Here is a 26,449-nt window from a genome sequence, read left to right on the forward strand (position 1 = left end):
AATATAAACACTCCGTTGCCGATATACAGGGGCATGTACAGCGCAATCAATGTAACCTGCCATCATCTTCCATCTTCACAGTATAAGCATCAGGACGGGCATGCTTTATGCCGGGACCGGTAACGTCTGAAGCTATTGGATTGACTATCTTAAACTTATTTTTATGCCAGATGCTATAAGTATAATTGGAAAAACCGAGCAATAATAAATTGCGGGATAGTTCGATAATGGATACTACCTGTCTGTTCACCATGTTTACGCCCATCAGCAGCTTTAATTCCCGGCTATTGGCTTTGTCCTTGACTTCTATATAGAAGAGTTTGGTTAGCACATGTTCCCGGAGCTTAATTTCACCCATGGAATATATGGAGAACGGAACATCCTGCCGGAACAAAGCGGGATCGTATTGAAACCTGGCTATCCAATCCTTTATCATTTTAATGCCCGCAGGATCAGTCATTGCCTGTTTATTGGCCATGTCTTCGTCGTAAATGCTGAACTTTTTAGCAGTGTCACGCACATAAGGTACAGCCTGTGAAGCTTCCTGCAGCCATTGATACGTCGTTTCACCAGTTGAGCTATTAAAAAAATGGACGTAGTGCTGCGGGTCCCCTTTAAAAGAAAATAAAGCGGTTGTTATGAGGACGAGCAGGAGCGATCTTATTGCCATGGTCTTGTTGTTAATATCGGGAATCCTTCCAATTTATAAAAACTATACCGGGGTCTTAAATACCTGGATACTTCATTGTATACCTCTTGCAGCTCATTAACTTTATAATTCCATGCCTGTCCTTGTCTAAGCATCCACAGCCTGGCGCTGGCTTCTTGTTTGGCATCGTTTTTTAATTTCAGGTTGTTGAAAGTAACATGCATATATTCATGGCGCATCACCAGGTATAACTGTTCCTTTGAGCTGAATGCGGCTTTATACAGGTATACGTCCCATTTACCCCGAGCGGCAAGGTGTGTTATTCCCTGAACCTCCCCATTTTTACCAACGGCATAATCTCCGCTTAAAACATAACCTTTGGGAACACTGCCATCAGCGTATATATTGTTTAAGCCTTTCGGATCATAATAGATATACTTGCAGGAGAATTCTTTTGCCGATTCCGTTGAATATTCAACCGCCTCGCTTCCACCTTCAACCTGGAAATGTCCGCTAAGTTCAAAAGTGGCTCCGGTGCCGGTTAAAAAGTTTCCGCCATGGTCCATGGCGCGAACGCCGGCAATGGTTCCGCCCAGGATCGCACCTGTGCCCGCTCCGAGGGCAGCCCCTTTCAATCCACCCATAAAAGGATTGGACGATCCACTCAGCATAGCACTGTTGATCCCGCCTAAAAATCCGCCCACTGCTCCGGAGAAGGCCCCGGTGACAGCTCCCTGGTAAAACCCGATACCGATAGATTGGGGTAGTGAAGCACCCAAAGCAGCGCCCGCGCCACCCGAGATCAGACCGGTTATCATTCCGGTTCCCACCGAGTATCCGAATTGGCCCCAGTTCCAGTTGCTGAAGCCACCATCGCTCCATGCGACAGATGCCGTGTAGGAAAGGGCGCTGACAGCTGCGCCAATAGCCAAAGCAACGATTAGCGGGTGATCTCCGCTCGGATCGTTGTATTTCAAAGGATTGTTTAAAGCGTAGCTATACCGGTTGTATCCCTGGAAATTGTCGGCCCCGATAATATTGACATCCGGGCTGAACATCCGGCCCATCACCGGGTCGTACAGCCGGCTGTTCATATTGATAATACCATAGTAAGGTAAATGTTCATGGCTGGTATAACCCCGGTCAAAACGTTGTTGCGGCTGTCCGGCATCGATATTAGAGGCATAAGGTTCCCAGGTTTGCGGGTTGCGCAGGCGCCCCCAGGCATCAAAGCTTTTTTCTTCCACTAAATTGCCCCAGTCGTCTACGATCTGGGTAAAGCTGCCAAGATAGTCGGTCAGCACAAAATAATTGGCGATTCCCACGGGACCGCTGGCCTGCATCCCTACTATGATTCCTTCCGGGCTTTTAATATAGGTGTAAGCCCCTTCATCGCCCGAAGCCGTGCTGTATTTGAATTCCATATCGGCGGCATACATTTTGTATTCCCGGTCTCCCGTTACATTGTTAGTCGTAACCATCATGCTGCGGTTGCCGTCGGGCCAGTAATGAAAGTCCGTACGGTAAGGGCCTTCGTCAATAGTTTTTACCCGGTCAAATGCAGTATAGTCCAGCTTCTGGGTAACATGCGGTATGTTCTGCGGCAGCAAGGGGTCAAGGACGATCTTGCTCAGGCGATTGGCCTGGTCATAGCCAAAGCTGCCGCCGGCATCCGTTTTTTCCATGATGTTACCACGTTCATTGTATTGCATCTGTATATCCAGTGCAGGGTTGTTCGTATTGCTGATGTCTGTTAACCGTAGCAGGTTGTCATTATACCCGAACTTTTCTTCCAGTCCGTATTTGTTGTCCATGCGGCTCTGCAGGTTTCCGCTGGCGGGATCAAAGTCGTAGCTCATGTCCCTGATCGTACCAGCACTATTGGACGTTTTTTGCCCGGTCAGCAGGTTGGTAAAGGCATCATAGCCGTTTTCCGTAGTGAGGTCTGTACCGCCTGGACCACTTCTTTGCTTATAGCTCGTTGTTTTACCATCGGCATTATCGCTTAATTTTTCATAATAGGTCGTACCGGTGCTGGCATCGTTAATTGTAATTAGCTCGCCGTTGGCGCCATATTCATAAGTAAAGCCAAGCCCTGTCGAGTATTCCTTCGACATCAGCATACCGTAGCTATTGTAGCTGCAGTTATAGTTGTAGTTTCCATAATTGGGAACGCCGGTGAGCCCTGCGGCCAATCCGATATCATCATAGGTGGTGCTGTTTATTTTGCCACCCATACCGTAATCATAGACGATCTTGCCTTCAGGTCCTTTCAGGATAGTCAGCTTGTCACAATTTGGTCCGGGATTATTTTCGAATATATAATCATAAGCGCCTTCGGGACCTGTTTTCTGATACATCCTGCCCAAAGCATCGTATTTGAAGCTATACGCCTGATTCTTGGGATCGGTCTGGGTCAACAGCTGCCCATAGGTGTCGTAGGTATATTTATAGGTGCCGTAGTTGGGGTCCCAACGTTCCGTAAGACGGCCGAAATTATCATAAGTGTACGTCTGCAGCATATTGCTGCCATTGGATACGCTTTTAATACTGCCATTGCTATGGTAATTATAAGTCAGCACCTGATTATCCGCATCAGTAACATTTACTTTGGCGCCGCTGGCATCTGTTTTTACTGAGGTTACCTGTCCCGCCGGGTTGGTTGTCGTTACGGTAAGATAGTTACTGCCGGCTGGACTGTAGCTGAAGAGGGTCATACCCGACGGATCATCAGTCCAGGCTAATCTTCCGTAAACATCATATTCATTGTGAAGCTGAGTGCCGCCGCTACCGGGCGTAAAGTAAGCTTTTGAAATTGAGCTCAGCTGACCGATCGGGTTATATTGCTGATCAATATTCACCCATTGCCCCTGGAAATTTTTATACCTGGTTTTCAATTTCCGGCCCAAGCGGTCGTAAGCGGTATAAGTGACCGCCCCAGTGTTTGTTGATTCCGCTATATAGTATTTACCATTGGTAACGCCGCCGTTGCCGCCCGGAACGCTGGTTCCCCAGTTATAGGTTGTTGTTGAGCTTAAGCCGTTATTATCGCTTATTGAGGTTGCCCGGCCAAAGCCATCATAAGTATAAGTCTTCCTGAATCCGTCGGGCTCCGTTTCTGTCAGCTTATTGCCGGTAAGCGCATCAAAGGTGGCGCTATTCTGAATAGAAGGATATGCGGTAAAGTAAGAGTTGATAACATACCGGTTACTGGGATCATAGGTAAACTCTTCCTGCTTCATCAGCACGCCCGTGCCAAAAGTATTTTTGGTTTTGGTATTACCGTAATCATCATAAAAGAACATCTCATATAGCTCGTTAGCAGTATTGGGGTTGCTCACTTTCTGTGTCAGCAGGCCGGTAGCATTGTCATAGCTGAAGGTAGCAGTGCCGGTATAGCTGGGCTCGCCCTGGCGCGTATTGGTGGTTACTACCTTATACGGTTTTGAATTGATATAAGTCTGGCCTGCGTAAGGTTCTCCTGAATTGGCTGCTGCATTGGAGGGCAACCGCCAGGGAAAAGAAAAGGTTTGGGTCGAGATGTGTAAGCCGGACCCTTTATTGATGGTTATAGAGAATGGTTTGCCGCTGTAATTGCTTCCTGCATTTCCCTGGTCACCAAAGGAGCCGGGCGTATAAAAGGAATAATTATTGGTTGTCGTGGTAATTTCACCTGTTAAAGCATTACTCTCCTGGGTCGTTGTCAGGTAAGAAAAGATCCTCTTATTGCCGTAATGATAAACGCCATAAGTATTCGACTTTGATGTTAAAACTTCTTCTGTAATATTATTGGGCTGTAAATATTTAAGATAAGCCGTCTGCAGGTAGGATAGTGCATAAGTTGTATTTACAGCAAATTCCTTATCAGTAACCATGCGGGTAGAGACATCGAACGCTCTTACATTATCAAACCCTAATAAGCCCTTTCCATGTACATTATACTTTAACCCCCGGTAAGTATAATTGGTTGTATTGCCGGTAGTGTTGATGCCGTTGTCGTTATTGATGCTGGAAACAACCTTTATGGGTACAGGCTTCTTAATGTAAGGATAAGTGTAGGTGTTTACACTCTGGTTATTGTATACCGTATTATTGGTTAAGGGCAGGTAATTGACTGTAGTTATTGCGCCCAGGCCATTTTTTACCTGCGAAAGCAGATCACGCGTTTCATTTGGTCTGAATAGAAATTCGTAAGGCGTGTTGTTGTTTTCCTCCGACTTGGTAATAAAGTCGACCTGGCCATCACCGTTGAAATCGCCCATCCAGTAATTGTGGGACTTTTTACCGATTTCAAAAAGGTTGAATAAAGAAGGTATGTTCTCCTGGGCGAAAGTGTTGTTGCCGGTTGAGTAGAAAAATTTATAATTGGCGCCCAGGTTGCTGCTGTAGCCGCTATGGTTATTGTAGATATCGAAAATATCATCTTTCCCGTCCCCGTTGAAGTCGGCAATAATGATCGGCCTTGTCCCGTCAACAAAAGTCTGGCCGGGGTAATAAGGAGACTGCTGTATCATATTGGCAGGTGCAGCCACTATTTCGTTCATCATGCCATTACCCTTGCCATACGCAATCTTCCAGCTATCGCTGTTTTTGAACGTCAGGTAGTCGGTTATACGGTCACCGTTAAAGTCGCCGGTAAAAATATCGTGGCTTAAGGTAGGATAATTACAATCCGCTATTGTTATAAAAGCGGGGTTGCCGATGACGGGGTTGTTATTCGCATCAAAGGTCACATTCAGCGTCATGGTTTGTGCATGATCGGTGTTGGTGGCATTATCGTGCCATATAGACAGGATATCGCTTTTCCCGTCGCCATTATAATCGACAACAAGAATCTTGGACTCACCCGATGAAAGGTAGCTTGCATCGAAGCCGATGTTGCCCAGCTCCCTGGGCTTGAAGGCAGAATACCCATAGGTGCTGACGGGTGTACAATATTTTTCTCCGGCCAGGTAGTTATTGGGGCTTGGCGTGGGTTGATTGGGTATGGGCTGACGTGTGTTCAGCAGCAGCACTTCGCTTTTCCCGTCACCATCAAAATCGCCGGAGAACGGCAAGGTATAGCCAAATACATAAGGGTTGGTAACACCGGAAACACTTGTCCGTACCAGTTTTCCGAGACTGGAAATCGTACTGCCCGAGGAAGTATAGATCCAATAAGCTTGTTGCGACACGCCGGAACCATTGACAAATTTCTGCATCCGAACAAAGTCGGATTTTCCATCACCGTTATAGTCAAAGTACATGAGGTTGGAACGATCTTTATCAATGGCATTCTCAATGGCGTAGTTACCGAAGCCGTTCTCAAAATTTCCTATCTGCGCCTGGGTATAGCCCGATGACTGGTTCCTGAGCAATAACCGGAAATCGCCGCCATCAGCGGTCGAATAATCAATCACATCAGATAAGCCGTCGCCATTGTAGTCGCCAACGGCATAGCTCCTTCCCTGGGCAGCATATAAGTCGCTTTTGGCCGTTACATAGAGCGTAAAAGAAGAGCTGCCATAGGTAAATTCGGTCGGAGGCAATGCTTCAGCTTCATCCGTGCCTTTCTCCGTGATCTTTGTCAGATGGGTATAAAAGTCATTGATATAAGTAGGTGTATACGACCGGTAATACCGCCAGCTTGATCCTACTTTTTGAATGGAGGATATTTTATTGATCCTTTTTGTATTTTTAATATTACCCCCTGCAATATAAGCAAAGTTGGGATTCACGCCCGTTTCATAAGAGAAGGCGACGTAGGATTGAAAAGCAAGCCCTGTATTCTGGTTGCAGTTGTATTTGATGATCAGTGGTACCACTTCGCCATTGACATTGGTGTATTCATACGTCATATAATTGCCCTTCAGGTCCTTTACTTTATTCAGGTACCAGGTAGTGGCTTCTGTCTTGCCCACCGGCACCTGCCGCGAGTCGGCTGTATTGCCGTATTCGTAAGTCCAGCCGTTCTGGTCCGTTACCGTAAAGGATAGCGGGCCGTTACCCAATGACCCGTTGGCAGTAATATCCCTGAAGGTTTCTGATTCTGTCCTGTATGCTGAGGTTGCCGCACCGTAGGCGCCGAAGGTCAGGACAAGCCGGTTACCATCCAAAGCAAATTTATCTTCATTGGAGAGCGATACACCATCGACTTTACCATCATGATAAATGGTGCTCCCGGATCTTGAAATAGCGGAAAGGCCTGAAACGGACCAGCCCATTCCCAGTGGGCCGTTGCCGCCCTGGCTATTGTAGACCAGTGCCAGCGCGGGCTGCATACCATTAATACCATCAGGCACTTTGATCGGAATATTGTAATTGGCTGCTCCCAGGTCGGAAACATTAAAAACGCCTTCGGTAGTGCCCACAGATTGGGCGAAAGACGTACTGGCATACAATGCCATCAGCGTAAGCAGGATACTTATCTTTTTCATGGTGGTGTTGGGATTGTTGCATTAAAAATATAAATATCATTTAAAAAAACTAACTATATTTTGTATATTTTTAATTTAAAATTGTTTTCGACTGTGGTTAATCAGGGAAGCTGTCTCCTGCAAAAATGCTTAGCCCTTACAGGGCTAAGCATTTGATCGTCTCCCTACAATTGCAGGGTACAAGAGTCCACCTGTAACAATTTGGTTAGGGATAAATACAAAAGCAGCTGCCCGGCTTTGCGTGCAGCTGCTTTTGTATCGGATACAGAATTATAAAGGAATTATTTGGCGATCACCACTTTTTCTACCTTACGGCTATCGCCTGCATTGTAGATCAGGGAATAGATACCTGCAGGCAGATGACCCGTTGGGACCAGGATCTGTTGTTCGCGGGTCTGACGGGTATATACGATTTGGCCCAGGGCATTCACCAGGCTTACAGTTGCTTCTTTGCCACTGATACCTGACACGCTAATATGGATCTGGTCGCTGGCGGGGTTGGGGTATACCAAGATACCATAGCTGGTTGCCAGCTCGTCGATGCTGGATGTACCGGCGCTGGTGACATAGAAATACTGTGTGTATTCGCAGCCAAAATCATCATGCTCGCCCCGGTCGGTCAGGGTGCTGCCGGCATAGGTATAGCCTTTCATAGGCAGGTTGGTGCCTGTCAGGTCTTTTACGATCAGCGCACCGGGCTGCAGGCTGGAGCCGTCGTAGGGCCACCAATGGAAACCCATGCAGAAAGGGGTGCTCAGGGTTATCTTATAGAAGCCGGGGGCAGGCATCGCTACGGTATCGTTATAAGTAGCATTGCAGGAAGCGTCGTTACGTTGGCGCACCGTATTACCTGCCATATCGGTGATCTTCCACACACCGTGCCAGGGATTCTGGTTCAGGTTACCATTAGCGCCCAGGTTGCCGGTGCGCAGGTTGAGCACGACATCGCCGGGCCACTTAGGCGCTGCTACAAAGGTAGAAGAAAGCGAATCATTAGTGGCATCTTCATCCGCCTGGCCGTTCACGCTGGTGATCTTTGCACGGAAGCCGAAGGTGCCTGATGCGCCGCTATTAGATAAGCTGGTAAGGGTACTAAGCGCCGGGAAGCTGATCTCAGCATCGGCCAGCGGAGCCAGGGTGCCGTTCCAGGTATATTGCTGCTGCGCCGAATCTTTTACGCCGTAGGAGAATTGCAGCGAGGTGATGGGCGTGCTGCCGGAATTGTGCACTTTCACCTTAGGTGTATTGCTGTTGGGATTTTCCCGGAAATGATCGGGGTACACCGACGGATTGATGATATCTTCCAGGGAAGCGTCAAGCGTTTTGTTAATGGGACCATAGTAAATAACTGCAGCATGCGCTTCATAGCCGCCATAACCCTTAGTAGAAGGTGTGGCTGTGTAGTCGGCAAATTTAAGGTTGATGCTGTAGCTGCTACCGGCTGCTATACCGGGCAGCTTGTGCACGATAGGATCGACCAGGGCGCCGGGACACCAGTTGGAACGGTCGTAGACCCAGGTGCCGCCTTGCGGGTAAAGGGGATTAACGCCACAATTGTCGCGCCATATCGCTTTATTTGCAACTGATGTATTGTTCAGGAGCACATCATAAGTGCGGTTGTCGAATTCACAGCATTGGTTAATGGTATCGCTGCCATGCCCGGTAACCAGGAACTTCAGCTCTGCCGATGTGGTACCTGCGGGAGCAGTCTTGTTACGGACAGGGAAATGGTTATTGATGGGATCGGCTGGATTACCATACGCGAAATAGCCCTCGTACAACTTGTCATAACCAACTACGTTGCGGTCGGGTGTGCCTTCGATAAAGGCAAAACGGATGTTGGCAGTGAAGCCGCCGGAATAACCGGAATAATGGATGCGTATAGAAGCGGTATTTTTCAGCAGGGAAACATAATCGGTCACATCAAAAAGATAAGGCTGCTTCCAGGTGTTGGGAAAGCGGGACCAGCCTGAATTGGCAAAAGGGGTAATGAGCCTGCTGAGCTCGACAGTGTCGCCGGCAGGTGTCATCACATAGTTGAGCACAGTATAGTCCCATTGGTGGCAATACTGGGTACCGGCAGGGCAGGCATAGGAACCCAGGGTGAATTCCATCAGCACCTTACGGTAGGTAACGCTGCCATCGGGAAAAGTTACGGTTGTGTCAAAGTTGTTGAAGTAATCGAGCCGCACATTATTGGCCTGGACCCAGGTCGTGTCGCCCGGATTGGCCTGCGCAAAGCCCAGCACTGCAAAGAAAGCGATAAGACTTGTAGTAAATTTTTTCATGAAATGTTATTAAAATAAAAAACAAGACACTCCCTTTTTCAAGGGTAAATAAGAAGGAAAAGTTAAAAAGCAAAGATGAGTAAAAAGAAGAACGCGGCCTACTACATAATCATGTAATGCTGTCGTCGCCGGCGATGAATTTCAGGTTGCGCTGTATGCCTTTCCATTTGCTGCGCTTGAGCGGAGAGTGCCGTAGCAGCGTACGGAAAGTATCCTCGTCCATGGCTTCCCATTCGGATGTGCTCAGGTTCAGCAGCCGGGGTATGGGCTGTAGCTCCTCCTGCTGGTGCGGACGTGAAAAGCGGTTCCAGGGGCATACATCCTGGCAGATATCGCAGCCAAACATCCAGCCTTGCATTTTGTCCCTGAATTCGGGGGCAATCAGCTCCTCCTTCAGCTCTATGGTAAGGTAAGAAATGCACCGGCTGCCATCGACCACGGCCGGGGATACGATCGCATCGGTAGGGCAGGCGTCGATACAGCGCCGGCAGCTGCCGCAATAATCTTTAGCAAAAGGATCGTCGTATTCCAGCTCCAGGTCGGTGATCAATGTTGCGATAAAGAAATAGGAGCCGGCCTGCTTGTGGATCAGGTTGCCGTTCTTGGCCACCCATCCCAGGCCGCTGTTGACGGCCCAGCTGCGTTCGAGCACGGGCGCGCTGTCGACAAATCCGCGACCGTCAATATCGCCTACGGCTTCCCGCAGCATTGCCAGGAAGGTATTCATCCTGGCCCTGATCACCTCATGGTAATCCTGGCCGTAGGCATATTTGGCAATCTTAGGGCTGTCGTTCTCCTGTTTCTGCCCGGGGAAATAATTAAGCAGAACGGTGATCACCGATTTGGCGCCCGGTACCAGCTTTGTGGGGTCTATCCTCAGCTCGAAGTTTCGTTCCATATAGCCCATACCGCCCTGGTAGCCTTTCGTCAGCCATTGCTCCAGCCTGCGGGCATCTTCGTCCAGCTGGCGGGCACGGGCGATACCGCAGTAGTCGAAACCGAGCCTGCTGCTGATCTGCTTTACCAGGGCTGTATGTTGTCGGGCGTTTGAAATAGGATCTATTTTTTGGTTTTGGGTTGCCGGGGAAGGGGAGTTCAATGCCTTCCAGCAGCTTGTTCAGATAAGAGGAGCAACAGGAAAAGGACTATTTTTTCATGGGGGCATGTTCCGGTTAAAGGTACAGAATTTATTCCTGGTGCCCGATGTAGCGACGCCAGCGGTCGATTACCTGTTGCATATCATCGGGGATAGGAGAGGAGAAGAGCATTTTCTCTTTTGTGCGCGGATGGACAAATCCTAATTCCCTGGCGTGCAGGGCTTGGCGGGGTAGTATTTTAAAGCAATTCTCGACAAATTGCTTGTATTTCGCATGAACGGTGCCTTTAACAATGCGGCTGCCGCCATAGGTTTCATCATTGAACAGCGGATGCCCGATCAGGCGGGTATGCACCCTGATCTGGTGTGTTCGCCCGGTTTCCAGGCGGAATTCCAGCAAGCTGACATAGTGAAAACGCTCCAATACCTGATAATGGGTAACTGCATGCTTACCATGGTCGCCATCAGGAAAGGCATCCATTTTCTTACGGAAACGCAGGTTGCGGCCGATATGGGCAGTTATGGTGCCTTCATCCTCTTTGAAATCCCCCCAGGCCAGGGCTACATAACGGCGGTGTACAGTATGCTTTTTAAATTGCGCCGCCAGATCCTGCATCGCTATTTCACTTTTAGCAATAAGCAATAAACCACTGGTATCCTTATCAATACGATGTACTAAACCTACCCGTGGGAGGTCAATAATACGCGTTTTATCCTCAGCCGGATTGAGGTACCAGGCAATGCCGTTTACCAGTGTGCCGGTATAATTGCCGCTTCCCGGGTGTACAACCAGTCCCGCCGGCTTGTCGATCACCATCAGGTCTTCATCTTCGTAAACGATCTTCAGGGGCATCTCTTCCGGGATGATATCTGTTGGTATCGTTTCCCGGCTGTCGTAGATCACGATCTCTTCGTTCGGTCTGACCTTGTGGTTCGATTTGATCCTTTCCCCGTTGACCAGCACCATGCCTTCATCGATGGCCTGCTGGATCTTATTCCGGGTAGCGCCCTCGATCCGGTTCATCAGGTATTTATCGATGCGTATCGGTTCCTGCTTGCCGCTCAGCTGGATCCTCATTTTTTCCGTAGGCGTCCTGGGAGCCTCCGCCTCATCGGCATCTGCCTCTTCGTCGGCATCCCATTCCTCTTCCTGTGGAATATCCTGCTCTTCCGGATCGGTCATTTATTCTGTTTTAATTGATTTTAACTAATTTATCAATATCCATGTAAATCCAAATCTAAACATGGCATTCGGTCCCGGGTATATGGCGCCGGGGGTATCGCCAACCGCTTGTATCACATTGGTGCTGAAAAATTGCTGCAGTTGCTCGGCCAGTACAAAAGCCCTGAAGCTTTTGATCTTGAAATTGAAATAGGCGCTACATTCCGGCGCATTGTTGGGCTTATAGCTATTCTGATAGAAAAATTGGTTGAAATAAGGTGTATAACCCTCTACATAATAAGGTGTATGATATTTTGCTTCCAGGCCTACCGCCACATAAAGCGCTTTACGGAACATGGCTGTTTCTAAGCCGAGCTTATGACGCAGCAGCAAGGCAGGTATATTTACAGGCGCATTGCCCGTAGCTTGCTGCCAGGCTATTTCGTTGTCCAGGCTGAATATGCCAAGCCGGAACAGCTTTCTGCCAAAGACCTGGAGTACGGAAAAGGCTTCGCTCTGCTGTTTCGGCTTTAAGTCTGAATCAAAATATAAATAATTGGCGACCAGGTTGTTTTTTATACCTACTTCAAGATTAATGCTTTCAAGCCCTACCTTTGCCCAGAGCTGGGTAATGCTCATTTTATCGAAGCTGGCAGTACGGTCGTAGAAATCGGTCCGGAAGCTGGTATAGGTATACGGAGCATTGCTCAGGTTTTGCCTGAAGCCGCCGGAGAACATTCCCCATTTACCCAGGTCTTTGCCTGCAGATGCTTTAATATCGAAATTGCCGGTCGCGTCGCCGGTAAAGAAAAAGGTTCCGGAGGCGAGATAATTCCATTGCCCTGCTGTGAACGCTTCTTTTTTGAGTTCTCCGAAGAGATAATTGCCTACGCTGGACTGTGGGGCAGAACCGGTTACATAATCCGTATTGAAGCGATCTATGCGGTTGCCGATGCCTGCCTCCAGCTGCACAAGCTCCTTCCGTTTACCTATAAATCCGTTAAGGCTGAATTTATTATCGATATAGAACCAGTTTTGTATGCCAGTCACAGTATCTGTTCCGTTGAAAGGAATGCTGTCAATGAAGCGGTATCGTTCCGTTTCAGGATTCCTGTCCTTATAAATGTGCCGTTCCGTATGGAGCTGAAGCTGGTGCTTGACCCGGAAGCGGGGCGTGAACTGAAGGCTGATGCCTGTTGAATCTTTATTATACAAAGTGTCGGTCTTGCCAAAAGAATAATTGTTCTGGATATAGATATCCATGTTGCGCAATATATTGGTCACTGCTGCATTCCGCGATCCCTGGGTGGCGCCGGGCAGCACGGGCGGGATCAGCTGCCGGTCGGCATAGCTCGAAGAATCGAGGTAGCCAATACCGGGGATACCGCCATTCTCATTTTGCTTATTCCGGTTGTAGACCAGTCCTGCGGCAATATAATAGCGCTGGTTCTTGCTGGTGTAATTGGTGCTCAGGCTGCCGGCGATACCATTTGCCTTCTGAAAGTTGTAGTATCCCTGGGCGCTCTGGTAACGCAGGCGGGCAGCCACATTCCAACCCGGGCTGATGTTCTGGGTATGCAATATCTCAACATTCTGCTCCGATTTACTGCCCAGCATGAAGGAAAAGGCGGAATAAGGTCGGGTCGTGTTGAAGAACTGCAGGCTATCGAGTTTCAGCTGGTAAAGATCATAGATATGATAGCCCAGGCTGAGTCCCATAGGGATATCGGGTGTAAAAAAAGGGTTGCGGATTGCCGTCCCGTAATTGCCCAGGTCCTTGGCCCACCAGGGCTGTGTGGGCTGGTAGCGGTGAAAATTGGCTAAGGAGGTATCGGGATAGCGGGTGACGGCCGAATTCAGGTAATTGTAATAGATGCGCGCATGCTCCTCTTTCCAGTCGCCCTGGTCCTTAAATGTGCTGCTGTCCTTTCCTTGCCTGAACATGCTGGCCTGCTGAGCGGAAGGGTCTAGATTGGGGTTGATCACCTGGGCGCCTGCCGGAAGGCAGAACAGCAGCAGGAGCAACAATAGCGGACAGGAAGTGGATCGGGAGCTCAAGATTCCGGGTTTGCTTTTTAAACGGGCAAATTTAAGATAAGTCGTCGTGATTTACTGCTTTATCGCAAAGCTGTTTGCCGGCGACGCTGTTTTCTGTCACAAAATATCAATGGCAAGACTACCGGCACCGGTTGTGGTAGGTTATTCCCGAAGCGGGTTTCATGGTATTGCTGGTCTTCCCGTTGCCGGAATTGGCATTATTTCAGGTGCAAAAAGGCATGTTCTTTTTATCCGGCAGTCCGTTTTGACCATTGGCGCATAAAGATAGACTACTCTTTGTCACGGAAACTGACAATGTTTCATTTTTTGGCGGAATGGCATATAACTTGACAGGTAAGATAGTAGCAAAAAAACAAAAACCGGGTGTACAGATATACCCTTTAATCACATAATTATGAGCAAAATAATAGGAATAGACTTAGGAACCACGAACTCCTGCGTTGCCGTAATGGAAGGTAACGAGCCGGTAGTAATTGCCAACGATGAAGGTCGCCGCACAACACCTTCCATTGTGGCTTTTCTGAATAATGGAGAACGTAAGGTAGGTGATCCGGCCAAGCGCCAGGCGATCACGAATCCCACCAAGACCATTATGTCCATTAAACGTTATATGGGCCGCCGCTTCGACGAAGTAAGCGATGAAATGACCCATAACGCCTATAAAGTAGTCAAAGGGGATAACAATACCACCCGTGTTGACATCGATGGCCGCATGTATACCCCACAGGAAATCTCAGCCATGGTGCTTCAGAAAATGAAGAAAACAGCGGAGGACTTCCTGGGCCAGGAAGTAAAGGAAGCGGTGATTACCGTTCCGGCCTATTTCAACGACGCACAGCGCCAGGCCACCAAAGAAGCCGGTGAAATCGCCGGTCTGAATGTACGCCGTATCATTAACGAACCTACAGCAGCAGCCCTGGCTTATGGCCTGGACAAGCAGCATAAAGATAGCAAAGTAGCCGTATTTGACCTTGGCGGCGGTACCTTCGACGTATCGATCCTGGAGTTGGGCGACGGTGTGTTTGAAGTAAAGTCTACCAACGGTGATACGCACCTCGGTGGCGACGACTTCGATAAAGTGATCATGGACTGGCTGGCTGAGGAGTTCCGGAAGGACATGCCCACCATGGACTTGCATAAAGATCCTATGGCCTGGCAGCGTCTGAAGGAAGCTGCTGAAAAAGCCAAGATCGAGCTGTCCTCTTCACAGGAAACCGAGATCAACCTGCCTTATATTACGGCAGTGGACGGCGTGCCCCAGCACCTTGTGCGCAAGCTGAGCCGTGCTAAATTCGAGCAGCTGGCCGACAGTCTGATCGAACGCACGCTGGAGCCTTGCCGCAAAGCCCTGAAAGATGCCGGCATGTCTACCTCCGAAATCGACGAGGTGATCCTGGTGGGCGGTTCTACCCGTATCCCCAAGATACAGGAAGTGGTAGAAAAGTTCTTCGGTAAGAAACCCAACAAAAGCGTGAACCCGGATGAAGTTGTCGCTATCGGCGCAGCGATCCAGGGCGGTGTGCTCACCGGCGATGTGAAGGACGTGCTGCTGCTCGACGTTACCCCGCTGTCGCTGGGTATCGAAACTTACGGCGGCGTCATGACCAAGCTGATCGAATCCAATACTACTATCCCTACCAAGAAGAGCGAAACCTTCTCTACCGCCAGCGACAACCAGCCCAGCGTGGAGATCAATGTGCTGCAGGGCGAGCGTCCTATGGCCAATCAGAATAAATCCCTGGGCCGCTTTATCCTCGACGGCATACCGCCCGCACCCCGTGGCGTTCCCCAGGTAGAAGTGATCTTCGATATCGATGCCAACGGTATCCTGAGCGTAACTGCGAAAGATAAAGGTACCGGCAAGCAGCAGAATATCCGCATCGAAGCCGGTAGCGGCCTGAGCAAGGAAGAGATCGAAAAGATGAAGAACGAGGCCAAAGCCAATGAAGAAAGCGATAAGAAAGTGCGCGAGCAGGTAGAGAAGATGAACATGGCCGATGGTCTGATCTTCAATACCGAAAAGCAGCTGAAGGAATATGGCGATAAGATCCCTGCCGATAAGAAAGCAACAATCGAAAACGCTCTGAACAGCCTGAAAGAAGCGCACAAGAACCAGGACCACGATGCATTGGACAAGGCGATGGAAGAGCTGAACACTGCCTGGAGCGCAGCCAGCGAAGAGATCTACAAAGCCGGCCAGGAAGCAGGCGGCGCACAGCCCGGCGCCGATGCCGGTCAGCAGCAGAGCCAGGGCGGCCAGGCCAACCAGGGCGATAATGTAGCCGATGCCGACTATGAAGAAGTGAAATAAGCTGCATGGCAGCGATACGATAAAAGAGGTCCCGGCCCGGGGCCTCTTTTCTTTTTTAGTCGCCGCTTTACTGCATCTGTGCTGCAGTAGCGTCTGTTATCTTTGTTTTGGCTAAACAACTCCTCTATGAAAAAGAGAAAGACTTCCCTGCAAAGGCTCCGCCTGGACAAACGTATGATCGGTAGCCTGGGCGCCGGAACACAAAAGCTGTTCGGCGGTGCTTCCGGCGATCCGGCCTGCATTCCTACCTTATCGACCTGCACCATGTTTGCTACTTGTCCGCGGCCGGGCAATTGCTTTTGAGCCACCGGCGGAGACCATTGTTAAAGATCACGATTGACAAGCATAACAAGAAAGCCCGCAACAAATATTGCAGGCTTTCTGTATTGGGCTGGCTCCGTTACCATTTCACGGCGACATCTCTGAACTCTATTTCAGGTTCACGACCTGGCCCCGGATTATCGTCGTAGTAGGATATGGCTATGCTCTTCAGCATCTTTACACCAGGCAGCACTTTCTTAAATACGATCGTCGTTTTAATAGGCACTTCAGTTCTAATGGTATTACTGGTTTCTCTTCCGCCTATTGAGAATTTTCCGTAAGGATATTCATTACCTTCCATGTCAACTGCATCTGCGACACGGAATTGAAACTCACGGTTGGCGTCATGGTTCACCAGCATCAGGACAAGGGTGATGGTCTGGTCCTTTGCATCTCCCTTACACTCGACAAAATTAAAATCGATCTTGGACGAGGTAACCTTTGATACTGGCGTATTGATCTGCATGGCTTTTTTCAGGTACTCATTTTCCTTTTTCAACTCCTCGCAATTAGTTTGTGCAACGGCTGATAGCGGGAAAAGGAAACTGCAAACAACTGCCGCGGAAATGGTCGTATATTTCATAGTGTAAATGTTTGGTTTAAACGAATATACGCCGGCTTGGAATGCCTGTTGCTTATAGCGGAAAAAATTAAGAAATGATTTAGGATTAGTTATTAAGCGGAAAAGCGGCATGTGACCTGAGGCTATTAGTTCTTTTAAAAACCATTTTTATGAAAAAAGAGAATCCTGAAGCTTGAAAAGCTGCAACTGAACAAGGAAGCCATCATGAACCTGGACAAAGTAAAAGTGAAAGGCGGCGCCACTGCTGTAGGTACGCCAACCTGTCCTATTGAATGTATTATTTTTGCATCGCAGGGCAATGCCTGCGAAACGCTTAAGCCGGCTACTATCTGCTGCTCTAATTAGGCTGGTAAAAAATGTCAACACAATACCTTCAAAAAACCAGGCGCTTTTTGGGGTATTTCTTTATGCTATAGGAGCCAAAGCATAAGAGCCGGATGAGTACGCATTCAGTCGCCGTTCAGGGCGCTGCGCGTCCCGACCAGCTTGCCGGATCTGCGCGGTTATGTCCCCGTCAATTGAAGGCAAGCGGTTTCTCGGAAACTGTCTGTAGCGACAAAGGTTGCATTTTCGCAGCGTCCCTTCGGACATGCTGCGACGAAAAGAATCAATCAGTCATGGAATTGTCCCGTAGAAACAAAAGGTTTGTAGCAAGACGCAATCATCCATGAAATTGCTTTATAGGGGCAAAACCAAGGGCCCCCTGACTCATAATCAGGTGCTCCCTAAAACAAATAAGGTTCCAGACGAAAGTCTGAAACCTTATCTCGTGCTCCCACTCGGGCTTGAACCAAGGACCCCCTGATTATGAGTCAGGTGCTCTAACCAACTGAGCTATAGGAGCGATCACAATAAATGTGATTTCCCCCGAAGGGGCAGCAAAGGTAACGGTAATTTCCGGAAATAAAAAAGAGTATACCGCTTATAATTCAATACCGGCTTAAATTTTTTATTTCTTTTCATGTACCTTTGCAGCCAATTTTAAATCCTTAAAACTTAATAGCTATCCTTCGTTATGGCAAATAACAACATTGTAGAGCTTTTGGGCGCAGATGCCGAATCGTTGCTGAACCACCAGTGCAAAACCATCGAAGCCTCTTCTTTACATGCTCCCTCTCCCAATCACGTAGATGAGGTATGGGCCGGTTCCAATCGCAATATCCAGACCCTGCGCAGCATCCAGACCCTCCTGGGCCATGGTCGCCTGGCCAATTCCGGCTATGTGTCCATCCTTCCCGTTGACCAGGGTATCGAGCACAGCGCCGGTGCTTCTTTTGCTCCTAACCCCATCTATTTCGATCCCGAGAACATTGTGAAGCTGGCTATCGAAGGTGGCTGTAATGCAGTGGCTTCTACTTACGGCGTGCTGGGTGCTGTTGCCCGCAAGTATGCGCACAAGATCCCTTTCATCGTAAAGATCAACCATAACGAATTCATCTCTTACCCCAACCGCTTCGACCAGATCATGTTCGGCTCCATCCGCGATGCCTGGAACATGGGTGCTACTGCTGTAGGGGCTACCATCTACTTCGGTTCTGAAGAAAGCCACCACCAGATCATTGAAACAGCCAAGGCATTTGAATATGCGCACGAGCTGGGTATGGCAACTGTACTGTGGTGCTACCTGCGCAACAACAGCTTCAAGAAAGACGGCGTGGACTACCACACTGCTGCGGATCTTACGGCACAGGCCAATCACCTGGGCGTAACTATCCAGGCCGATATCATCAAGCAGAAATTACCGACCAACAACGGCGGTTACACTGCGATCAACTTTGGTAAAACCCATAAGGATGTTTATGGTAAGCTGACTACCGATCACCCTATCGATCTGTGTCGCTACCAGGTAGCCAATTGCTACATGGGCCGTGCCGGTCTGATCAACTCCGGTGGGGAATCCAAAGGTGCTTCCGATCTGGCAGAAGCGGTAACCACAGCCGTAATCAACAAGCGTGCCGGCGGTATGGGGCTTATCAGCGGCCGTAAAGCCTTCCAGAAACCCATGACAGAAGGCGTTCAGCTGCTGAACACCATCCAGGACGTTTACCTGGACAAGAGCATTACCCTTGCTTAATTTCCCTCAACGGAATACGGATAAACAGAATGGCTGCCGCAAGGCAGCCATTCTTATTTTTACAGCGAAATCGTGGTGTTGTCATTGTGCCAGGAAGGACATGACTTTTATATAATCGGCCTTGCCATTGCTGTTCAGCGGAATGGCTTCCAGCTGCTGTACCTTGACGGCCTGAGGGTGCACCTTCAGCCGGCTGCTGATCCACAGCCTGACATCCGCTTCAGCAACCGTTTTGCCTTCGTATAGGGCATACAGGAACTGGTCCTTGTCTCCCGCGCAGAGCCAGCTATTGCCGGGGAATTGTCCGCGCAGCAGGGATTCGGTTTCATCCAGGTTAATACGCAGGCCGAACAGCTTTACAAAACGCTTGATGCGGCCCTGTATATAAAAATCCCCTTCTTCATCCTGCACCGCGATGTCGCCGGTATGCAGCACATCCGGCTGCTCGTAACGGACCAGGTCTCCGGCGTTTTCGGCATAGCCGCCGAAGACATTCGGCCCGGAATAGAGCAGCTCGCTGCTTTCGGGATCGATGCTGAAATGGCCGTCCTTAATGGGCTTGCCGATAGCTCCTGCTTTATGTTCCAGGGCAGATGGCTCCAGCCAGGACATCCTTGCCGTCGCCTCCGTTTGTCCATACATGATATAAAAGGGAATGCCATGTTCCTTGCCCTGGGCTGCAAACTGTGAGGCCAGCGCAGGATTGAGCTTCCCTCCGGCTTGTGTGAGATAGCGCAGTGAAGGCAGCATCTTGGGCAGCAGGCCGAAACGCTGTACCATTTCGTATACATAAGGTACGCCGGCCAGGGAAGAACATTGGTATTGTTGCCAGTCTTCCCAGAATTCTTTCTGGATCAGGTCGCGGCAGGTGCACAGAATGCGGCCGCCGGCGATGGCATTGGTCGTGAATATAGAGAAGCCATAGGAATAAAACAAGGGCAGGTTCAGGGGAACAGTATCCGTGTCCTTTACCGGCAGATAGTCCAGGATGGATAAGGCATTGCTGATGATGTTCCGCTCGGACAGCTTGACCATCTTAGGCGATCCGGTGCTGCCCGAGGTGCTGAGCAGCAGCTTGATCTCCGGCGCAATGGGATAGGGTGCTGCACCGGTAAGGCCTTTCAGCGCTCGTGCCGGATCATGGATGTACCCGGGACAATAAGCCTGCTCCAAAGCCTGCTTTTCTGCTTCATCCAGCTTGGGGTTCAGCAGACACAGCGACCAATCGGAACGCAGGAAATGAAGGAGCACTTCAACAGAGCCGATACTATTGTCCAGGTAGAGAAAGCCCAGGCCTTTGCCTCCGGGTACCTTATACGATGCTTCAAAGTCAGCGACAGAAAAGCTATTGCCACTTAAGGGATCAAGGAAACGCAGGCCAGTATTGGCCCCGATAAGATCATAGATTTTAGTGCTCATGGCGATCAGGCTTCTTGTTCAAAAACGACCTGGTGCTGCGCCAGCTTTTTCCGGATGTTTTCCACACTGGTCATCTCCAGCATATCGGTTGTATCCAGGCTGATGCCGAAGGTTTGCTCGATCTCCGACATCAGGTACATATGCGCCATCGAGTCCCATTCCGGTATGCTCTGGTAAGACAAGCTTTCATCGATCATAGTTTCAGGTATAGCGAGGCCCTGCATCAGGACCTGGTTGAGCTTTGTGTTATTGTTCATTTGTCCGTGTTTTGTTGTTTATATCAGATAATATTGAGTGTTCAGATAGAAAGTTGTTGCCATTTTCCCCTCCGGAATACCAGTATGCAAGCTGTGGCCAATACCATTTCCGAAACCATAATGGCCGTGAAAATACCCCTGGCACCCCAGCCGGCAGTAATGGCCAATCCGTAGGCCAGCGGCAGCTGGATCACGTAGAACATGAGCACATGCAACAGGGTTATGGTATTGACTGCACCTGCAGCATTCAATGCGCGCGATATCACCATGGTATAGCCAAAGAAAAGATAAGCGACAGACATGTAATAAAGGTAGGTGCAGGCATAGGCAGCAGTGGCCTGGTGGCTGGTAAACACGCTGGTTACTTGCGCTGCGCAAAGCGATAAGGCCAGCGCCATCAGGGAAAGAAAGCACATATTGACCAGTCCGGTACGCCATACCGATGCCACGGCGCGCTGGGGCTGCCGCGCTCCCAGGTTCTGCCCGGTAAGCACACCGGCGGCATTGGCAATGCCCCAGGCTGGCAATACGGTGAACATGATGATCCGGTTGGCGACGATATAACCGGCCAGCACCTCTTCACCAAGCCGGGCAACGATCATGATCATAAAGAAGCGGCTGGACGAAGGCACCAGGTATTGCACGGTCCCGGCAAAAGCCAGCCGGATCAGCTGTTTCAGCGTACCGGGCGCCGGCAGGAACTGTTTTTTTTCAATGACGAACCGTTTCTTGCTGCTGCTGAAGCTGGCTAGCTGGAACAGCACCCCGGTCACGTTTGCGGTAAGTATCGCCAGCGCAGCCCCGGTAATCCCTAGAGCGGGTACAGGCCCCGGGCCGAAGATCAGCACCCAGCCCAGGAAAATGTTGACGCTGTTGGAAAGCATCAGGGTACGCATGGCGATCGCCGCATTGCCCGCCCCCCTGAAGATGCTGTTCAGCAGGATGCGCAGGATGATCAACGGCACTGTGGCAAACATGATCTTTGAGAAGAGATCGCCGTATTGCGACAGCTGCAGGGAAGCCCCGGCCAGCTGCAGGATCTGCCGGTTGGAAAGGCAGGTAGCGATACCGCAGATAATACCGGCAAGCAAACCCAGGTAAAGTACCTGTATCGCGACAAGTCCGGCAGCCTTTAGCTTCCGTTCGCCTATCCTTCGCGACACCAGCGCCGTGGCAGCTATGCCCAGCCCTGTAGCCAGCGACTGCAGCAGGATTACTACCGAGCTGGTGATTCCCACCACCGTAATGGCCAGTTCACCAAGCCTGCTCACATAAAGGAGGTCCACCAGCACAAACAGCGACTCCAGGCTCAGCTCCAGCATCGTAGGCACGGCCAGCAGGAAAGTAGCCCTGTTCACGCTTCCCGAGGTGAAATCCTTTTCGCTGCCCTTGAGCGCCAGCAGCAGGAGGCCGAAGAAATGCTGTATTTTAAGTAACATGATGTTGGGTTCTGGTTATGCCGGCTGCAATACTGCAGCGCCGGCTTCAAATTGCTGGAAGGCGATCTTTTGTTCGACCTTATAGATTTCTTTATCCATCACCTCGTTCAGGATAAAAGCATTGCGGTAAGCGCCCATGCCCAGGTCGGGGCTTACGAAGCCATGTGTATGCAGCTCGGCATTCTGTACATAGATACCGGAGGCATCCTGGTCGATGCTGTAATTGCGGTGCACGGCATAGCTGCCGTCGGGATTGCGTTTGATACGATCCTGTATGTTGCGCAGGAAGCCCGGTTCGCGATACTTGTAGCCGGTAGCCATAATGACGTAATCGCTGGACACTTCAAAGGAAACACCTTGCTCTTCCTGGTGGAAATGTAGCACATGCCTGCCATCATCTCCGGCATGGATGGCTTGCAGATTACTGTTGCACCGTAGGCTGGCATTGACTTTTCCGTCGGCAAGCTCTATCGCATACATACTGTTGTAGATCTCGTTGATCAGATCGTAATTGATGCCTTTGTACAGCGACTGCTGTGTAGCCAGCAGGTTCTTCCTTACGGCTTCCGGCAAGGCATAGAAGTAATCGACATAATCCGGAGAGGTCATTTCAAGGGTAAGCTTGGCGTGGTTTTCCAGGGGGAAAAATCTTCCCGAGCGCGTGATCCAATTGAGCTTCATGCCTTTCCTGGTCTCCGGCAGCAGGTCGCGGAAGATCTCCGCAGCGCTTTGGCCGGAACCCACAAGCGTCACCGAGCGTTGCTGTAAGACTTCTTCTTTCCGATGTAGATAATCGGCAGTATGTATAAGCCGGTCAGGGAGGGCGTGCTGGAGGACTTCCGGCAGGTAAGGCTGCGTGCCGGTACCCAATACCAGCTTGCGGCACCGGAAGCAGCTGATCGCACCGGAGGCAATATCTTCAGCTGTTACCTGGTAGATGCCGCCTTCGTAGTCGATCTGTATAACCCTTTGACCAAAGCGGCAATTGTCGAGCTGTTCAACAACCCACTGGCAATACTGGTTGTATTCGCGGCGATACACGAAGAAACTTTCGCGGATATAGAACTTATAGATGCGGTTGTTTTGCTTCAGGTAATTAAGCAGGCTGTAGGGGCTGGCAGGATTGGCCATGGTAACGAGATCGGCCATAAAAGGTACTTGTAGAGTGGCATCGTCCAGCATCAGGCCTGGATGCCAGTCGAAGGACGGAGACTGGTCCAGGAAAAGGGCATTTAAGCCTTCCATCGGTGCGCTAAGTGCGGCCAGGCCCAGGTTAAAGGGGCCGATGCCGATGCCGATGAGATCATATACTTGTGGGTTCATGTGCTGAAGTTTTTGTGTGTTTGTTCTGTTGAAATAAAATTTCTGTTCTCCGGAAAGCGCTCCCAGTACCATTCCCGGCGGCAGAAGTTGAGGTGGGAACGCTTATGAGGCATGTCCAGTATCTGGTCCAGGCGGAAACCGACATGCACCTTGTTCATCAGCGCAGCTACCGATTCAACCGATCCTTCGCCCACGAGCCGGTCGACCAACGGTTCGGCAAAAAGCCAGTCCAGTATGGTTTGCATGGTGGCTGATGGGAATTTCTTTCGCTTATCGGTAGGTGCGATCAACAGATGCGTTCCGTAATCGCCGGGCTGTACATCATAGTATTCGCCCAGCAGGTCCCTTGTCGCCCAGTACACTTCGAGGTTGAAGGTCGGCTCGCCGTTGATCTCCCCGATAAAGCTGTGTGCAGTTTCATTGGCCGTTATCGTACGATAGAACAATTCCAGCTGCGCCATCGGCCAGTCCATTTTCCAGATCGGTTTGGCATGTTCTGCATGGAACCATTCGTACACTCTTTCCATATCCTGCTCATGATCGAAAGGACGGATGCTTACGGTAAGCTCTTCTTTCGGGAAGTAACGCTGAAACACGGGCTGCCTGCCATTGGGTATCAGGATAGGCTCTGCCAGGAAATATTCCTGCAGCGGGTTCGGATAGGTTACCGTATAGTTTTCGCTGGCAAACAAACGGCCTTTACGCAGAATGTTCCGCTGTGAAAGCAACTGCCGCAACGGTTCTTCCATATCGCCGACTGCATAGTTTTGAAAAGAGATGTACAACGCTTTAAGCAGGCTACGCTCGCTGCTAAGCCCATGCCTGCCCATGGCAGCCACCAGCGGCATAAAGCAGGAAAGGATATGATGCATCCAGCTGTCTCCCGCATCCCTGCCTTTGGTGCACCGGCATTTGTCGGGGAAGCCTTCAGCATCGATATGGACTTCGATTAAAGGAAAGGTATAAGCTGCTGCTCCTGCCTGTGGTACGAGCAACGGCAGCACATGACGGATATAAAGCGCAAACCAGCGGTGCAGCTGCTCTTCAGACATTAGGGTGCCGGAAGCACTTGCAAACAGTGATACGATCAAAGGTGTATTGTCCTGCCTGGCGGCCAGCGCTCCCGGGCGATACCATCCGCTTGTACCGACAGCTGGTACTGCGGGCACCACTGCTGCGAAAGTACCGGTAAACAGCCTCTTCAGGCTATCAGAGGCATAGCCCGAAGCAAGCTCAAGAAGGCGTTCGGGGCTAAGCTCGTGTATGGAATTATCTTCAGGGAGGCGTTCCCATGCCGGCGAGGCAAACAGGTGATCGCCGGTAAGCGACCGGTAAGCGACCGGTACGAATACTTCGCTGCCCTGTGCGGTAAAGTCGATACGGAAATGCAAAGGGCATTCGTATTGACACATCTTATTCCGTAAGGCTTCATCGTATACAGCCGGTCCTATATACGGCGTCCAGTTGCGGAAGTCCCGGCAGTAAGCATTGAGCCAGATATCGATGGCGGTGCTGTGTTTAAGAGAGAGCATAGAAAGTGTCGCCATATTGCTTGATGGTTTGGAGAATACTCCGGATGTCTTCGATGGTCGTCACCGGATTAAGCAGGGTGAATTTCAGATAAAAGCGCCCATTCACTTTGGTGCTGGCTACCATGACCTCACCACTGCGAAACATTTCTTTTTTGATATAGCTGTTAAGCGTATCGCTTTCTTCATCTGTGATACCACCGGGTACGTAGCGGAACAGCAAGGCACTGATATCCGAATCACAAAGCAGCTCCAGCTCGGGGTCAGCTTCGATCAGCGCGGCAGTCTCGGCGGCAGTGTCGATAATAGTATCGATATACCTGCCCAGCTCTTCCTTGCCCAGCATGCGCAGCGTGCACCAGAGCTTGAGCGCATCGAAGCGCCGGGTCACCTGGGTCACTGTCTTATTCACCAGCGAAGGATGCTCTTCATAATCCTGGTCTTCAGGGTTGAGATAATCGGCATGATGCCTGATGATCTTGAGCAGGTTGCGGTGCCGTACGATAAAGGCGCTGCTGCTGACCGGCTGGAAGAAAGACTTGTGATAATCGATCGTTACGGAATCGGCCAGCTCGATACCCTGCAGCAGATCCCGATACTTGTTGCTGAGCAGCAGGCCGCAGCCGTAAGCGGCATCGACATGCATCCAGATATTGTAACGCCCGGCCAGGCGGGCGATCGGTTCCAGCGGATCGATATTGCCGAAGTCGGTAGTGCCTGCCGTCGCAATAACAGCGATGGGAATATTGCCCTGCGCCAGCTCAGCTTCTATAGCCGATTGCAGCGCAGCGACATCCATCCGGAAACGTTGATCGGTGCTGACTTTGACAATGCCCTGCTCTCCGAGACCGAGCAGGGAGGCGTTTTTAAGATTGCTGAAATGCGATTTTTCAGAGACGAATACCTTGAACCGTCCGGCTTCCGAAGGATTACCGTCCTTTTTGATATTATGGGCAAAGTGTTCCTGGGCAAAGTGATCCCGGGCCAGCAGCATACCCATCAGGTTGCTGAGGGTACCGCCCGAGGTGAAGACGCCATCGGCGTACGCGCCGAAGCCGATCTGCGTAGCCGTCCAGGCAATCAGGCGTTGCTCCATTAAGGTACCGCCGGCGCTCTGGTCCCAGGTATCCTGCGAAGAATTAATAGCACTGATGAGCACCTCCGCCACCAGTGCGGGGATCACCACGGGGCAGTTCAAATGCGCGATGTACTGCGGCAGGTGAAAAGCTGTAGCATGATTCACATAGAGCTCCTGCACTTCCTGAAGCAAGGCATCGTAGTCCTGTAGCGGCGTGTCGAAATCTACCGTGTCGAACAGCTCGTTCAGCTGCGCTACGCTGATGCCGCTGAAAGGCCGTTGCTGCTGTTCCAGGAATTGCAGCACCACCGCTTTTGCCTTTTGTATCGCCTTGCTGTAGGTATCTGCCGATTGTGCATTGAAGATGCCGGGATAGGCTTCTGCAGCGGCATCCAGGAGCGCAGCAGCCATTTGTACCGGAACGGGATAGCTTAATTGTTCCATAA

The 26,449-nt window shown here is 50.3% G+C and carries 17 protein-coding genes and 1 tRNA gene; 4 read left to right on the forward strand and 14 right to left on the reverse strand.

The window, feature by feature from the left end; translation table 11 throughout:
* Positions 1–46: 46 nt before the first annotated feature.
* From DZC79_RS16135 to DZC79_RS16160, 6 genes are all read right to left on the reverse strand, one after another.
* Positions 47–670: a hypothetical protein gene (locus DZC79_RS16135; protein WP_118952641.1), complete on the reverse strand. Its 624-nt coding sequence runs from the start codon at positions 668–670 to the stop codon at positions 47–49.
* Entirely contained in the window at positions 661–7,065 is a 6,405-nt protein-coding gene (locus tag DZC79_RS16140) for a toxin TcdB middle/N-terminal domain-containing protein (protein WP_118952642.1), read from the reverse strand. The genes DZC79_RS16135 and DZC79_RS16140 overlap by 10 nt, the downstream gene beginning before the upstream one ends.
* A 281-nt stretch (positions 7,066–7,346) precedes the next feature.
* Positions 7,347–9,353 carry a peptide-N-glycosidase F-related protein gene (locus tag DZC79_RS16145; protein WP_118952643.1) on the reverse strand — a complete coding sequence of 669 codons (2,007 nt, stop codon included), beginning with the start codon at positions 9,351–9,353 and terminating at the stop codon, positions 7,347–7,349.
* Positions 9,354–9,462: 109 nt separating this feature from the next.
* On the reverse strand, positions 9,463–10,452 hold the full coding sequence (gene queG, locus DZC79_RS16150) for a tRNA epoxyqueuosine(34) reductase QueG (protein ID WP_232831853.1): 990 nt from the start codon (positions 10,450–10,452) through the stop codon (positions 9,463–9,465).
* A gap of 88 nt (positions 10,453–10,540) precedes the next feature.
* Positions 10,541–11,632 carry an RluA family pseudouridine synthase gene (locus tag DZC79_RS16155; RefSeq protein ID WP_232831854.1) on the reverse strand — a complete coding sequence of 364 codons (1,092 nt, stop codon included), beginning with the start codon at positions 11,630–11,632 and terminating at the stop codon, positions 10,541–10,543.
* 24 nt (positions 11,633–11,656) lie between these two features.
* Complete coding sequence (locus DZC79_RS16160; RefSeq protein WP_157977207.1) at positions 11,657–13,669, reverse strand: putative porin; 2,013 nt, start codon at positions 13,667–13,669, stop codon at positions 11,657–11,659.
* A 394-nt stretch (positions 13,670–14,063) separates the two neighbouring features.
* On the opposite strand from DZC79_RS16160, the gene dnaK reads away from it, so the two are divergent.
* Complete coding sequence (gene dnaK / locus DZC79_RS16165) at positions 14,064–15,980, forward strand: molecular chaperone DnaK (protein ID WP_118952645.1); 1,917 nt, start codon at positions 14,064–14,066, stop codon at positions 15,978–15,980.
* Between the two features lie 126 nt (positions 15,981–16,106).
* Positions 16,107–16,283: a hypothetical protein gene (locus DZC79_RS21335; RefSeq protein ID WP_157977208.1), complete on the forward strand. Its 177-nt coding sequence runs from the start codon at positions 16,107–16,109 to the stop codon at positions 16,281–16,283.
* 97 nt (positions 16,284–16,380) lie between these two features.
* Here the strand turns inward: DZC79_RS21335 and DZC79_RS16170 are convergent, their stop codons facing one another.
* Complete coding sequence (locus tag DZC79_RS16170) at positions 16,381–16,884, reverse strand: hypothetical protein (protein ID WP_157977209.1); 504 nt, start codon at positions 16,882–16,884, stop codon at positions 16,381–16,383.
* A 204-nt stretch (positions 16,885–17,088) separates the two neighbouring features.
* Between DZC79_RS16170 and DZC79_RS21340 the strand changes: the two genes are divergently transcribed.
* Complete coding sequence (locus DZC79_RS21340) at positions 17,089–17,229, forward strand: hypothetical protein (protein ID WP_157977210.1); 141 nt, start codon at positions 17,089–17,091, stop codon at positions 17,227–17,229.
* Between the two features lie 425 nt (positions 17,230–17,654).
* Here the strand turns inward: DZC79_RS21340 and DZC79_RS16175 are convergent.
* Positions 17,655–17,728, reverse strand: a tRNA-Ile gene (locus DZC79_RS16175).
* A gap of 171 nt (positions 17,729–17,899) precedes the next feature.
* On the opposite strand from DZC79_RS16175, the gene DZC79_RS16180 reads away from it, so the two are divergent.
* A complete protein-coding gene (locus DZC79_RS16180; RefSeq protein WP_118952647.1) occupies positions 17,900–18,958 on the forward strand; it encodes a class I fructose-bisphosphate aldolase in 1,059 nt (352 codons plus the stop codon).
* 81 nt (positions 18,959–19,039) lie between these two features.
* Here the strand turns inward: DZC79_RS16180 and DZC79_RS16185 are convergent, their stop codons facing one another.
* From DZC79_RS16185 to DZC79_RS16210, 6 genes are read right to left on the reverse strand one after another with little or no spacing between them, the layout of a single operon-like run.
* Positions 19,040–20,377, reverse strand: coding sequence for an AMP-binding protein (locus DZC79_RS16185; protein WP_118952648.1), 1,338 nt, complete (start codon positions 20,375–20,377; stop codon positions 19,040–19,042).
* A gap of 5 nt (positions 20,378–20,382) precedes the next feature.
* Positions 20,383–20,634 carry an acyl carrier protein gene (locus DZC79_RS16190; RefSeq protein WP_198666918.1) on the reverse strand — a complete coding sequence of 84 codons (252 nt, stop codon included), beginning with the start codon at positions 20,632–20,634 and terminating at the stop codon, positions 20,383–20,385.
* Positions 20,635–20,675: 41 nt separating this feature from the next.
* Positions 20,676–22,073: an MATE family efflux transporter gene (locus tag DZC79_RS16195; protein WP_118952649.1), complete on the reverse strand. Its 1,398-nt coding sequence runs from the start codon at positions 22,071–22,073 to the stop codon at positions 20,676–20,678.
* A 15-nt stretch (positions 22,074–22,088) separates the two neighbouring features.
* Positions 22,089–23,396, reverse strand: a complete 1,308-nt coding sequence (locus tag DZC79_RS16200) for a lysine N(6)-hydroxylase/L-ornithine N(5)-oxygenase family protein (protein ID WP_118952650.1) — start codon at positions 23,394–23,396, stop codon at positions 22,089–22,091.
* On the reverse strand, positions 23,393–24,943 hold the full coding sequence (locus DZC79_RS16205; protein WP_118952651.1) for a GNAT family N-acetyltransferase: 1,551 nt from the start codon (positions 24,941–24,943) through the stop codon (positions 23,393–23,395). Before DZC79_RS16205 ends, DZC79_RS16200 begins: the two co-directional genes overlap by 4 nt.
* Entirely contained in the window at positions 24,915–26,447 is a 1,533-nt protein-coding gene (locus DZC79_RS16210; protein WP_198666919.1) for a pyridoxal phosphate-dependent decarboxylase family protein, read from the reverse strand. The genes DZC79_RS16205 and DZC79_RS16210 overlap by 29 nt, the downstream gene beginning before the upstream one ends.
* Positions 26,448–26,449 lie beyond the last annotated feature (2 nt).

This window comes from Taibaiella helva (assembly GCF_003545695.1).
GTDB classification, from domain to species: Bacteria; Bacteroidota; Bacteroidia; order Chitinophagales; family Chitinophagaceae; genus Taibaiella; species Taibaiella helva.